Origin of the sequence: Rhizobium sp. BK619 (genome assembly GCF_014195245.1) — a bacterium.
Lineage (GTDB): Bacteria > Pseudomonadota > Alphaproteobacteria > Rhizobiales > Rhizobiaceae > Rhizobium > Rhizobium acidisoli.
Window position 1 is genome coordinate 444,475 of the sequence record NZ_JACIBH010000004.1, and the last position, 12,137, is coordinate 456,611.

The window sequence follows — 12,137 nt, forward strand, 5'->3', positions numbered from 1 at the left end:
TAAAATGGGAGGATGATTGTAGGAATTGTATGATTAATGCGCCGGCACTCGGCCGAGGGAATTACGAAACGCGGCCGGCGACGACCAAGGCGCTCATGCCGCCGCTAGGACGAGTTCCGTGCCGCGCTTCCACGCGCTCGGCCACCTGGTCGACGATTTCGGACATGCGTTCCGGCGCCCGCCATTCGATCTCACCCCGCAGAAGCGTGCCCTGGCAGAAGGCGGCTGCGACGTCGTGCGCGCTGGCCGCGACGGAGGTCAATTCGAGCCGATCGCAGGTCACTGCCTCAAATCCTGCCGAAGACATCTGCGCCTTGATGGCGCCGGGGTCGAAGTAGGAGTATGGCAAGCGCCGGAGAAAATCCGGAGGGTCGGATGGGAAGAGACCTGCCAGGCATTCGTCGACACAGCTCGCGAAGTCGTTGGCCGAGAGTGAATCCCACGTCGAAAGCAGAAACCGGCCTTTGCTGCGCAACACTCTTTCAGCCTCGCTATAGGCCTTCACCTTGTCGGGAAAGAACATTGCGCCGAACTGGCAGATGACGAGATCGAACATCTCCGGCGCGAAGGGAAGATTTTGCGCATCGGCGTGCATCCAGTGGGTCCGCGACATCGTCACCGTCGGCGCGCCGATGTCGATCATCGCCTGGCTGAGGTCGGTGGCAACGATTTCCGTTGGCGGATCAAGCGTCGCGCGCAGGGCGCGCGTCAAGGCGCCCGTCCCCGCAGCGAGTTCGAGAACGCTGCCAGGTTTCGACTGGTCGGCGGCGATCGCCATCTCTGCCGCATAAGGCTCGAAGAGGATCGGCACCAGGAGGGTCTGGTAAAGCTCGGCCATACCTTCATCGAATGGTGGGGCAGAGGTGGCGGGAGCGCCGTTTTCGATGTCAGCAGAAATTGTCACTCGCAAATCTCCAGAACCCCGAACCAGTCAGTGCTGAAATATGACTGAATCTGGTGACGTCTACGGGGCCCGGACCTAGGTCCGAGGCCTGTCAGACCGAAGTCCCGGGGGTGGAACGCGGACAGGACCGCGTCGTTTGGAAGGGGTGAAGGAGATCCCGATATGGCTCAGACTAACAGATCCCGTGTCAATGACGCCTGCAACGTGTGCGTCGTCGCCCTTGTCGTCGTCCTGGCGGCTCTTCTCTACGTTTTCGGTGCAGCCATGTCCGGCGATACGCTCCAATTGACGAAAAGCATAAGAGGCGCCGAAATCTTCGATACCAGGGATGTCCCCTGACGCCGTCTGGAAAAATTTCGAGGAAGCGATAGGTTAGTCGGCAAGGCTCTTACCGGTATCACAATGAATTGGCTTCGCCGCTGGAATGCCCGCTCACTCGCCTCGCAGTTCTTCATCGCGGGTGGTTTGATCTCGATTGCCGCCATGTTCCTGGTGGGCCTTCTCGTTACCCATCTCATCGAGGAGGCAGTCATCTACAATTCCGGTGCTGCGACGGCACTCTATGTCGACAGCGTTGTCGCGCCGCTACTTCCCGACATGCAAACGGCATCATTCCTCGACGAAGGCAGCGCCCAGGCTCTGGACGAAACGCTTGGTCAGGGCGCGCTCGGCAGGCGACTTGTTTCGTTCAAGCTGTGGCGAAGCGACGGCACCATTCTCTACTCGAACGAAAAGGAACTTGTGGGAAAGACGTTTGCGGTCAACGACAAGCTTCGAAAGGCCTTCGCAGGGTCTCTCGTTGCGCGCTACGAAATCGCCGACGATCCGGAAAGCGAAAAAGAGCGTGCGCTCGGCAAGCCACTGATGGAAATCTACAACCCTGTGCTCCAGCCATGGTCCGGACAGGCCGTCGCCGTCATTGAATTCTACGAGACCGCGCAAGGACTAGGCGACAGTCTGACCAATGCCAGGCTCCGAAGCTGGGCCGCGGTCGCCGCTCTGACAGCAATCTTTTTCCTTATTCTCGCGGTCCTGGTGTTTCGGGTCAGCCGCACGATCGAGGCGCAACGGAAAGATCTCAAGGAACGGGTCAACGACCTGTCTGCGCTGCTGGCGGAAAACCGCGGGCTGCAGCGGCGGCTGCAGCGCGCCTCCCAGCGCGTGGCGGCGCTGAACGAAACATATCTGCGGAGCATCGGCGCCGATCTGCACGACGGTCCGGCCCAGCACATTGCCTATGCCTCACTGCGGCTGGACAGCGATATGTTGATCAATGCGTCGACCCCGCCCGAAGCGCGCGAAAAGGAGCTCGCGTGGATACGTTCGAGCCTTGCCGAGGCGATGACCGAGATCCGCAGTATCTGCAGCGGGCTGGTGCTCCCGCAGATCGAGAAGTCCTCGATCACCGAGATCGTCGCCCGTGTGGTCGAAGCGCATCAGCACAAGACCGAAACCCGTGTCGAAACAATTATCGACGACGATGGACCCGAACCCGCGCCTGCCGTAAAGATCTGTATCTATCGCTTCGTTCAGGAAGCCTTGAACAATGCCTATCGCCATGGCGGCGGTATTCAGCAGACCGTAAGCGCCGTCTCGCACAACGGTCATGTTCATGTCGAGGTCAGCGACCGCGGCGATGGCTTCGACCCGATGGAGGTGAGGCCGACAAGCCTCGGCCTGGTCGGGCTGCGCGAACGGATCGACAGTCTGGGAGGATCCTTCGACGTGAAGACGGGCGAAGGAGGGACGACGGTGACCATGACCTTCGAGCCTATGGAAGTGGGAGATTAGACATGACATCCATCACGATCGGCGTCGTGGACGACCATCCGCTTTTTCGCGAGGGCGTAACCCGGAGCCTCTCCGAGATCAGCGACTTTGCCGTCGTTGGGGAAGGCGCCAGCAGCGATGACGCTGCGATGATCGCTGCGAACAACCATCCCGACATCATGCTCCTCGATGTCTCGATGCCCGGTGGCGGGCTGTCGGCGATCAGCGACGTGCTGACGCGGAGCCCGGCAACGAAAGTGCTGATGTTGACGGTATCCGAGGAGGTGGACACGCTGATGGCAGCCCTGCAACGGGGCGCAATGGGCTATGTTCTCAAAGGTGTCGGCTCGCGCGGTCTCGCCGAAGCCATCCAGACTGTGCTGAGCGGATCACGCTATATCTCCCCGACAATGTCGACAAAGGTCATGGAGAATTCGCTGAATGGCGGCGCCACCGAGAAGAACGGTCTGACGCCACGGGAACGCGAGGTGATGGATCTCGTCGCTCAAGGCTTGTCAAACAAGCATATCGGCTTGCGTCTCAGCCTGCAGGAAAAGACGGTGAAGCATCATATGACGCAGATTTTGAGCAAGCTCGGCGTTTCGAACAGGACTGAAGCGGCTCTGCAATGGCGCCAACACTAGATCAGTTGACCACATCCCCGCTTTAGGCTTTTTAGCGGAGGTAGCGGCCTAGCCGGCGGGCATCGTTTGCCGTCGCTTGCCGGCTTATGATCGTCCTGCCCTTTCCGTCCTTCATCACGTAGCGGCCACGCCGCAGGGTTTCGGTAATGCCGTTCGCATGGCGGACGTCGATCGAGCCATCGGACGCTTCGGTCGCTGTTGCCCCCGATTCCTGCGAGGCGCTCGCGGAGGAAGAGGCAGAGGATCCGGCACTATTGCCCGAACCGCTGTTGCCGTTGCTGCCACTATTGCCGTTACCATTGCCTCCGCCGTTGCCGTTGCCGCCGCCGTTGCCGTTGCCGCCGCCGTTGCCATTTCCTCCGCCGTTGCCGTTTCCATTGCCATTCCCGTTATTGCCGTCCTTTGCCTGGGCGCTTGCTACCTTAAGATCAGGAAGGAAGCCGTCGAGGTTGAATGTGGCCGGCGATGCGGCTGCGACGAGAGCAATGGCCGCGCTGCCGCCCAATCTCAGAAAATCACGTTTCGAGAATGTCATGCCATAGCCTCGTCCGCTCTTCGCCGTCTTACGCAATATAGACGCGCGCCAATTTTCGCCGTTCCGGCGGATAAATGCAACCGGACCTAGGTACTAGATCGGGCCGGACTTTGGTCCCGCCCGCCGGATTGCCAAGGCCATCAGCGAGGAAAAGTCCGAACGATTATCCCGGGCACTGGATTGCGCAGCGCGCCATCGGCGATATTTGCCTCCTCGTCAATACATGGCCGCATCAGGCGAATGCATTTTTCTGGAACTTCTTTCCTCGTCACCGATTTGATTGTCGAAGAGCAACAGAGGAAATAGTGATGGCAAACCCGAACGAATCCCCCGCGGTCCAGTCCCTGCGAAAAGAGCAGGCAGAGCAGCAAAGAAGGGCTCGAAAGGGTGAGCTCGACAGAGGCATCGAGGGCACCTTCCCGGCCTCCGACCCAGTGTCGGCCACCCATACCTCGATCCCTGCCGGCCGCAGCGATATCGAGGCGGCCGAGCGGGTGAAGCGGGAGCCCGATCCCACCAGGCTCGACGAGGCCTATCCGCTCGTCGACCAAGCGCTGCGATCCACCGGCGAAACCGGCGGCTTCTCCGAAGGCTCCGATTTCGATCGCGAAAGGCGCGCGCTTCAGAGAGAAGCCGGCGGCGTGGCGGAAACCGCTTCGGAGGTGGCTTCGGGGACGACCCGCCTGGCGAAGGCGGAAGCGCGAAGCTTTGTCCAGGACGTCGAAGACCGGATACGCCAGCAGCCGTTGACGGCGGTCGCAATCGTCGCCGGCATTGCCTTCGTCTTCGGAGCGACGCGTTGAGCGATCAGCGTGAAAATCGCAACCTATAACGTCAACGGGATCAATGGACGGCTGGCCATCCTGTTGCGCTGGCTCAAGGAGGATGCCCCTGATGTGGTCTGCCTCCAGGAACTGAAGACAGACGACGCCGGGTTTCCGCTAGAAGAAATCGAACGATCCGGCTACGGCGCCGTCTGGCACGGGCAGAGATCCTGGAACGGGGTCGCCATATTGGCGAAGGGCAAGACACCGATCCTGACTCGGCGGGGTCTTCCCGGCGATCCCGATGACAGCCACAGCCGCTATATCGAAGCCGTTATCGACGGCATCGTGATCGGATGCCTCTATCTGCCGAACGGCAATCCCTTCCCAGGCGCCAAGTTCGATTACAAGCTCCGCTGGTTCCGTCGCCTGTACGACTACGCCGCCGAACTGCTGGAACTCGAAGTGCCGTCGATCCTGGCCGGCGACTTCAACGTCATGCCGACGGAGATCGACGTCTACAAGCCCGAACGTTGGCGCGACGACGCGCTTTTCAGGCCGGAAGTTCGCAAGGCCTATGCCCATCTCGTCGGCCAGGGCTGGACCGACGCCGTCAGGCATCTGCATCCGGACGAGCGCATCTACACCTTCTGGAAATACTGGCGCAACAGCTTCGAACGCGACGCGGGGCTACGGATCGACCACTTCCTGCTCAGCCCGGCCGTCGCGCCATGGCTTCGATCGGCGACCGTCCGGAGAAAGCCGCGAGGCTGGGAACATACCAGCGATCATGCGCCCGTCATGATCGAACTCGACGTTCCCAGCACTGCAGCCGTTTGAGCCGAGATGGCGCTCATTCATCCGCGCCGAGATCATAGATGCGGCCTGTCAGCCAGGCCGGCCAGTCTCGCTCGAAGAAGGATTTGGCATCTTCATCCAAAGTGCGGTTCGCCCGCGTGGAAAGCCTGATCTCATCGCCCTTAAGCCGAACGACGATCTGCTCGCGCCTATGCGCCTCGCTTTCCCTGCGGAAGCGATATTCCTCCAACGGGCCTGCGTTCGCATGCGGAAGGGATTCGCCCTCGGCATCACATATCGCCCGCGCTCCGCGGCTGCCGCCGCCATTGCGGATGAAGAAGTCGAGCGCAGTGAGCACCGCTTCCGAGGCGAGCGCCATATGCCGCCACTGCACGCCCCGGACCGCCTCGGCGGCGCGGCCGTAGGCGATACCCTCCGCGCGAATGTCGGCATTCAGCTTGCGCGCTTCCATCAAGGCTTGGCCGACGCTTTCCTGATCGCAGATGATGCCGGCCTTCTCGCTCATCCGCGCCTGCACCTCGGAGCGGATCGACTTGACGGTGAGCGGGCTTTCGGCGCGAAGGACGGCCAGCAGCTTTGTGATGCCTGCTTCTGCGATCGCTGAGATCTCGCCCGCGGCGGCCCGCTTCGCTCTTCCGCTGGCGCTGATATGCTCGGCCGCCCGGGTGCCGAAGACTTGCCCGGCATTAAGCGCCGCGCCACCGGGCCGCGTCACGCCATGTGTGCCCGCCGCTTCGCCGACCGCGTAGCAGCCGGCAAGATTGCTGCGACCCCATGTGTCGACCATCACGCCGCCGTTCATGTGCTGGTTATTGACGGCGAATTCCAGCGGCTCGGCGGCAATGTCGATCTTGTAACGGCGGTAAAGTTCGATCGCGAGCGGGTTCATGTGCTTCAACCGATCGATCGGCATGTCCTGGCCGGCGCCGGCCTTGCCGAGATAGAGGCGGACGTCTTCGTCCAGCCTTTCCAAACTGAACGGCTGGTCACCCGGCACCGGCAGCGGATTGCGATTGAAGTCCATGAAGACGCGCCGCCCCGCGACGGTTTCGCGAGAGATAGCGAGATCCACTAGGCTCGATCCGAAATCGAGCATGCGGGTCGCATGAAACGGCCATTGATAGCCCTTGCGGAAGACGTTCGACGCCAATTCCTGCGTGCTGCGGTAATATTGCGCCAGGAAGTGATGTTCGATGCCTTCGGCATCGACCGAGTAGATGTGCGGGATTGCCTGGACGTAAGTGCCCGACAGATTCCACGGGAAGCCTTCCCTGCGCGTTCCGATGCCGAACTGGCTTTCGGTCAGATTGACGAGCTCGACGCCGGCCTCGAGCGCCAGCCCGAGCGAGCCGAAGCAGCCGTTGGGATAGACGCTGTCGCGGTAAAGCTCGCCCGGCCCGCCGGCTGCGAGCACGATCACGTCACTGACGAACAAGGCAATGCCCAGCGGATTCTCTTCACTGCGGTCGCCGGCGCGCATGGCGAGGATGCCGACGACACGGCAGCCCGCTCCCTCACCTTCCGTGAGGATTTTGACCGCGGTCGTCTGGTTGTAGAAGGGCACAGCAAGCCGGATCGCCTCCTCGGCCAGCACCTTGACCATCAGGCGCGAGGTGCGCGGGCCGCAACTGGTGGCGCGACCGACCTCGTCGTGGTCGGTCTGATATCTCAGCGTGCCCCCGAGCGGATCTTGCGGCAGCGGCAGGCCTAGGAACTGCAGCGACGCCATCATCCGCGACGAGCCGACGGCTTCGGCATAGGCCGTGTCCTCGTCCATTGCCCCACCGCTGCGGATGGCGCGGGCCATCGCCCGGTAATTGTCACCCTGGTCGGCCGTATTGGCCGTGTGCAGGGTCTGCTTGTCGGATCCCGAGCAAGCCGAGGTTCCGCCCCATGCGCTTTGGCTCATGATGACGACGTCGTCGCTGCGCCGCTTCATTTCCACGGCCGCACGCAGACCTGCGGCACCCGATCCGACGACGACGCAGCCGGCCCGATAGACCGGCACCTCGATGCCAGCGAGCCGGGTCGTGCCCGAGGGGCGAGCTTCCGGCGGGAGCTTGGGCATGTCGACATCGGTCAGCGCGTCGAGAATTTCCTGCGGAACAGCGGTGCTCATCGACGTCAGCCCAACGGGATGTCGACCCAGCGCTTCTGGCGGGAAGACTCCATGCATGCGTCGACGATCTGGCAGATGTGATGGCCGGTATCGAAGGTCGGCCACATCGGTGTGTTTGCGACGATCGAGCGGATCACCTCGGCCACCTCGATGATCTTACTTTCATTGTAGCCTATGCCGAAATTCGGCAGGGGAAGGAAAGCGCGGAAGGTGGGATTTTCCGGGCCGACATCGATCTCTCGGAAGCCGCGCCGCCCCGTCCGGTCGTCGTTGGAGTAGAAGCGCAGCCGGTTTATCTCGTCATAGGTATAGGCGATGCTGCCTTTGGTTCCGTAGACCTCGTAGGTCTGCATGAACTTGCGGCCGGTCGCGACACGGCTGAAATCGACGATCCCGCCGGCGCCGTTGGCGAACCGGCAGAGCAGGTTCGTGGCGTCGGGGTTGGTGATATCGACCCAGGATTCGCTGCCTGTCAGTTTCACCTGCTCGCCATAATCAAGGCCCTCGACGACGGGCCGGCGCGGCGTGACGATGAGATTATCGGCGATCAGGGAACTGACGCGGCCAACCAGGAAATCCATGAAGCTGAAGATATGCGAACCGGTATCGCCGACGATTCCGGTCGGCGCCAGCTTGCCATCGGCGCGCCACATGAAGGGGGCCATGGGATCACCATACATGTCGACGTGCTGGCAGCCGCGGAACAGCTTGATCTCGCCGATTTCGCCGGATTCTATGATGTCTTTCGCCAGGTCATGGACGGGATTGCGGGGAAAGGCGTGTCCGACACGGGTGATCACACCCTTCTCTCTGGCGATGTCGGCAAGTTCCCGCGCCTCATCGGCGGTGTTGGCCAATGGCTTCTCGCAGTAGACATGTTTGCCGGCCAGCAGAGCCGCCTTGGCCACCGGATAATGCAGGTGATCGGGCAGGCAGATATCGATCAGATCGACCTCGGGATCGGCGACCGCCAGCTTCCAATCCTGATAGATCCTGGCCCCCGGCGCCCTGTTGGCTATATCCGCGGCAGCGTCAGGATTGCCGTCGACCAGCGCCACGATCCGCGCCGTTCCGTCCGACACGCCGAAGAAATGCGGAAAGGTCTGATAGGCCATCGTGTGGACCTTTCCCATCCAGCCCGAGGCGCCAAGCACTGCAACTCTCACTTCAGACATTTCACTACTCCCTAGCGGATTTCGGCGCGGGCCCGAGGCCTGACATCGTTGCGTTCATAGGCGAAGATAGCCGACGGCAGCGCAGGCAAGCCCCTGATAAGATCCGATCCCTTTTCGCCGACCATGATCGTCGGCGCGTTGGTGTTGCAGGACGGCACGCGCGGCATGACCGAAGAATCGCAGACGCGGATGCCTTCGAGGCCGTGGACTTTGAGATCCAGCCCGACGACCGCGTCGGGTCCTGTTCCCATCTTGCAGGTGCCCACGGGATGATGGTCGGTCTTTGCATTGGCGCAGCCATAGTCGAACAGCTGCTCGTCGGTCATGACCTTCGGCCCGGGAAGCCTTTCGGCCATGACAAAAGGCTTCAGCGCCGCCTGCTGCATAATCTCGCGGGCGATCTTCAGCCCCTCCAGCGACATCTGCCTGTCGTGCGGATCGGACCAGTAGTTCGGATCGATCAGGGGCGCGGCAGCCGGGTCGGCGGATGACAGACGCACCGTCCCGCGGGAGCGCGGATGCAGATAGGCAGAATTCAGCGTCACGCCCGCATTTTTGAGCCGCTCGACGCCGGCTTCGATGCCCGACCCCAAGCCGAGGTGAAACTGGATATCGGGAGACCGGGCCTCGGGATCGGCATACCAGAAGCCGCCGGTCTCGAAGAGCGACGACGCCACAGGACCGGTGCGGAACAGGACATATTGAACCCCGGCCCAGAGTGTGCGGTGAAGCTTTGCAACGCCGTCATAGGTGTGATCACCGGTGCATTCGGCGATGACGAAAAGGTCAAGGTGATCCTGCAGATTGCCGCCGACGCCGGGCAGATCGTGGAGCACCTTGACGCCCGCGGACCTGAGGTGATCGGCCGGTCCTATGCCGGACTGCAAAAGCAGCTTCGGCGATCCGATCGCGCCCGACGAGATCAGCACTTCGCGCTCGGCGTGGACGATTTCCGAGCCGCGCGCGGTGGCGATCTCGACGCCTGTCGCTCGCGTTCCCTCGACGATGATCCGCGCGACGCGGGCGCCCGTCCTAACCGTCAGGTTCTTCCGATCCTTGATCGGCGAGAGGTAAGCCAGCGAAGCCGATGACCGGCGGCGATCGCGCTGGGTGAGCTGATAAAATCCAACGCCCGCCTGCTGGCGGCCGTTGAAATCGTGATTATAGGGAATGCCGAGCTCCTGGCCTGCACGGATATAGGCGTCGCAGATCGGCAGGGGTGCTGCCGGCATCGAGACACCCAGCGGGCCACCATAGGCGTGGTAGTCGTCGGCGAAGCGCTGATTGTCCTCGGCGCGTTTGAAATAGGGCAGGATCGAGCGATAGTCCCAGCCCTCGCAGCCGTCTTCACTGGCCCAGAGGTCATAATCGGCCGCATTTCCACGCGTGTAGAGCTGGGCGTTGATCGACGAGCCGCCGCCGATGACCTTCGCCTGGGTATAGCGAAGCACCCGGTCTTTCATGTGCTTCTGGGGAACGGTTTGCCATCCCCAGCTGGCCACGCCCTTGGTCATCTTGGCGAAGCCCGCCGGCATGTGAAAAAGAGGATTCCAGTCGCCGCCGCCTGCTTCGAGCAGGAGGACGCGGATATCGGGATCTTCGCTCAGCCGGCTTGCAAGAACGCAGCCCGCGGGACCGGCGCCTGTGATGATATAATCGAAGCCCATTTTACCGTCCTATTTGTGCCCGGCATGCGCCAATGGATCTGATTTTGCCTGCAAGTCCTTCGACGCGATGTGGTCGGCAACTCTGAGCGCCTGGCTGGCAACGGTGAGCGCAGGATTGACCGCGGCCGAGGTCGGCAGGAAACCGGCGTCGACGACGAAGAGGTTCTCGTGGTCGTATGAGCGGCAATAGGGGTCGAGCGGCGCCGTCGCAGGGTCGTTTCCGATGCGGACCGTTCCACACTGATGGGAGGGCGTGCGCTTATCGAAGGGCCGCGACAGCACGAGCGGAAATCCGATCGACTTCAGGATCGCCTTCAACCTGGCGACAAGCGCCAGATGCGCATCCCAATTGGTTCGCTGCCATTGGAGAATGATCCGATCTCCATCGACGATGACGCGGCTTTCCGGATTGGGAACGTCCTCGCTCATCGCATAGAGGTCGATGGCATGGTTGGTGATGAAACGCAGCAGCCATTCCGGCACCTGCGGCAGGGAGCCCTTCAGAACTTTTTCGGAGATGCGGCCAAGAAGCTGCACGTTGCCGAGCGGCGGCCCACCCTCGCCGTCGGAGAGATAGAAGTCGTTGAAGGCAAAGGTCTTCTGATAGACGGCCGTATTCCGGAATCCCGACGAGACGCCGATGACGGCGGAGGCATTGTGGTTCATGAAGTTGCGGCCCACCTGGTCGGAGGAATTCGCCAGCCCCTTTGGGAAACGGTCGTTGTTCGAGCGCAGCAACAGCACCGACGACTGGACGGCGCCGGCTGACAGGATGACCATCTCAGGCGAAACCGTGAGCGTCTCACCGTTCCTGACATAGGTGACCCGGTCAATCCGGCTCCCGGCTCCGGTGTCGAGCCGCGTGACGCGCGCGTTGGTTTCGAGCTTGACGTTTTCGTGCTTCAGCGCCACCGCAAGGGCTGCGGTCTCGGCGTCCATCTTGCCGTCCCGTGCGTTCGGATGTGCATCCCATGGCGTCCGCGCCTTGGAGAGCCAAGCATCGAGATCCATGCCGAGCGGCAGGGAAAAGGGATGCAGACCCTTCTGCTTGAGGCGGGCCCTGATGTCGGCGATCGGCGCCTCGTCAGGCACCGGCGGATACGCATAGCCAGCCGAGTGGTGCGGTTCCGTCGGATCTTCGCCCAGGCTGCCGCGAACCTGATACATCCGCTCCGCCTTCGAGTACCACGGCTCGAGCTCCTCATAGGCAAAGGGCCAAGCCGGCGACACACCCTCCCGGTGCTGGATGACACCGAAATCCTCTTTGCGGTAGCGCGACAAGACGGCGCCGTAAAACTTCGAATTGCCGCCGACATTGTAATAGTTGCCGGGATTGAAACCCTTGCCGTTCGCCTCGTACCAGGTTTCCTTCGGTCGGAAATGGCCCCGCTGGAAGATCGCGCGCTGATCGCGATTGACGGGAAGATCGGCAATGTGATCGCCGGCTTCGAGGATCAATATCTCCGCGCCTGATGCAGCCAGGCCGGCCGCGACGGTGGAGCCGCCGACGCCTGAACCGATGATGACGATGTCTGGTGAACTGCTCATATCAGCACCTGGCCGTCACACGATCCGCACTTGGCTCTCAGGATCGAAGAACACGGCCTTGTCGAGATTGAAGGCGAGGCGTGTGTTCTGTCCAGGGGCGATGCCGGCATCGGCGCGCAGGCGGGCGACGACGGATTTGCCGCCGAGCTTGGTGACGGCGAAGGTGTCGGAGCCGGCCGGTTCGACCACTTC

Annotated in this window: 11 protein-coding genes and 1 pseudogene; 5 read left to right on the forward strand and 7 right to left on the reverse strand. The window is 62.0% G+C overall.

The genetic code is table 11. From position 1 onward, the window contains the following. Nucleotides 1–61: 61 nt before the first annotated feature. Complete coding sequence (locus tag FHX14_RS10245) at nucleotides 62–904, reverse strand: methyltransferase domain-containing protein (protein WP_184377011.1); 843 nt, start codon at nucleotides 902–904, stop codon at nucleotides 62–64. Nucleotides 905–1,066: 162 nt separating this feature from the next. On the opposite strand from FHX14_RS10245, the gene FHX14_RS10250 reads away from it, so the two are divergent. The 3 genes from FHX14_RS10250 (at nucleotide 1,067) to FHX14_RS10260 (ending at nucleotide 3,318) form a co-directional block, all read left to right on the forward strand. After that, nucleotides 1,067–1,243, forward strand: coding sequence for a hypothetical protein (locus FHX14_RS10250; protein WP_003587132.1), 177 nt, complete (start codon nucleotides 1,067–1,069; stop codon nucleotides 1,241–1,243). A gap of 63 nt (nucleotides 1,244–1,306) precedes the next feature. Next, nucleotides 1,307–2,695 (forward strand): sensor histidine kinase, encoded by a 1,389-nt coding sequence (locus FHX14_RS10255; RefSeq protein ID WP_003587135.1) that lies wholly within the window; start codon nucleotides 1,307–1,309, stop codon nucleotides 2,693–2,695. A gap of 2 nt (nucleotides 2,696–2,697) precedes the next feature. Beyond that, nucleotides 2,698–3,318, forward strand: coding sequence for a response regulator transcription factor (locus FHX14_RS10260; RefSeq protein ID WP_003587137.1), 621 nt, complete (start codon nucleotides 2,698–2,700; stop codon nucleotides 3,316–3,318). A 31-nt stretch (nucleotides 3,319–3,349) separates the two neighbouring features. Here FHX14_RS10260 and FHX14_RS10265 read toward each other — a convergent pair whose 3' ends face one another. Further along, the gene (locus FHX14_RS10265; protein ID WP_184377012.1) at nucleotides 3,350–3,853 is read right to left on the reverse strand and encodes a hypothetical protein; all 504 of its coding nucleotides are present in this window, start codon (nucleotides 3,851–3,853) and stop codon (nucleotides 3,350–3,352) included. Between the two features lie 308 nt (nucleotides 3,854–4,161). Between FHX14_RS10265 and FHX14_RS10270 the strand changes: the two genes are divergently transcribed. Together FHX14_RS10270 and xth are read left to right on the forward strand one after the other, a co-directional pair. Further along, the gene (locus FHX14_RS10270) at nucleotides 4,162–4,656 is read left to right on the forward strand and encodes a hypothetical protein (protein WP_184377013.1); all 495 of its coding nucleotides are present in this window, start codon (nucleotides 4,162–4,164) and stop codon (nucleotides 4,654–4,656) included. Nucleotides 4,657–4,665: 9 nt separating this feature from the next. Next, nucleotides 4,666–5,457 carry an exodeoxyribonuclease III gene (gene xth / locus FHX14_RS10275; RefSeq protein ID WP_184377014.1) on the forward strand — a complete coding sequence of 264 codons (792 nt, stop codon included), beginning with the start codon at nucleotides 4,666–4,668 and terminating at the stop codon, nucleotides 5,455–5,457. Between the two features lie 13 nt (nucleotides 5,458–5,470). On the opposite strand, the gene FHX14_RS10280 is transcribed toward xth, so the two are convergent. The 5 genes and pseudogenes from FHX14_RS10280 to FHX14_RS10300 all read right to left on the reverse strand — a co-directional run. Continuing rightward, a complete protein-coding gene (locus FHX14_RS10280) occupies nucleotides 5,471–7,555 on the reverse strand; it encodes an FAD-binding protein (protein ID WP_054185732.1) in 2,085 nt (694 codons plus the stop codon). Nucleotides 7,556–7,560: 5 nt separating this feature from the next. Continuing rightward, nucleotides 7,561–8,730: a Gfo/Idh/MocA family oxidoreductase gene (locus FHX14_RS10285; protein WP_184377015.1), complete on the reverse strand. Its 1,170-nt coding sequence runs from the start codon at nucleotides 8,728–8,730 to the stop codon at nucleotides 7,561–7,563. Nucleotides 8,731–8,741: 11 nt separating this feature from the next. Beyond that, a complete protein-coding gene (locus FHX14_RS10290) occupies nucleotides 8,742–10,397 on the reverse strand; it encodes a GMC family oxidoreductase N-terminal domain-containing protein (protein WP_054185730.1) in 1,656 nt (551 codons plus the stop codon). A 9-nt stretch (nucleotides 10,398–10,406) separates the two neighbouring features. Next, on the reverse strand, nucleotides 10,407–11,945 hold the full coding sequence (locus FHX14_RS10295; protein ID WP_184377016.1) for a GMC family oxidoreductase: 1,539 nt from the start codon (nucleotides 11,943–11,945) through the stop codon (nucleotides 10,407–10,409). Between the two features lie 15 nt (nucleotides 11,946–11,960). Further along, nucleotides 11,961–12,137: pseudogene (locus tag FHX14_RS10300) on the reverse strand (sugar ABC transporter ATP-binding protein); the annotation flags it as partial.

Excerpts from the sequence above, each read along its gene's own strand:
- FHX14_RS10250 (WP_003587132.1), top strand. The coding sequence starts at position 1,067 with ATGGCTCAGACTAACAGATCCCGTGTCAATGACGCCTGCAACGTGTGC.
- FHX14_RS10270 (WP_184377013.1), top strand. The coding sequence starts at position 4,162 with ATGGCAAACCCGAACGAATCCCCCGCGGTCCAGTCCCTGCGAAAAGAG.
- FHX14_RS10290 (WP_054185730.1), bottom strand. The coding sequence starts at position 10,397 with ATGGGCTTCGATTATATCATCACAGGCGCCGGTCCCGCGGGCTGCGTT.
- FHX14_RS10295 (WP_184377016.1), bottom strand. The coding sequence starts at position 11,945 with ATGAGCAGTTCACCAGACATCGTCATCATCGGTTCAGGCGTCGGCGGC.
- FHX14_RS10285 (WP_184377015.1), bottom strand. The coding sequence starts at position 8,730 with ATGTCTGAAGTGAGAGTTGCAGTGCTTGGCGCCTCGGGCTGGATGGGA.
- FHX14_RS10260 (WP_003587137.1), top strand. The coding sequence starts at position 2,698 with ATGACATCCATCACGATCGGCGTCGTGGACGACCATCCGCTTTTTCGC.
- FHX14_RS10280 (WP_054185732.1), bottom strand. The coding sequence starts at position 7,555 with ATGAGCACCGCTGTTCCGCAGGAAATTCTCGACGCGCTGACCGATGTC.
- FHX14_RS10255 (WP_003587135.1), top strand. The coding sequence starts at position 1,307 with ATGAATTGGCTTCGCCGCTGGAATGCCCGCTCACTCGCCTCGCAGTTC.
- FHX14_RS10265 (WP_184377012.1), bottom strand. The coding sequence starts at position 3,853 with ATGACATTCTCGAAACGTGATTTTCTGAGATTGGGCGGCAGCGCGGCC.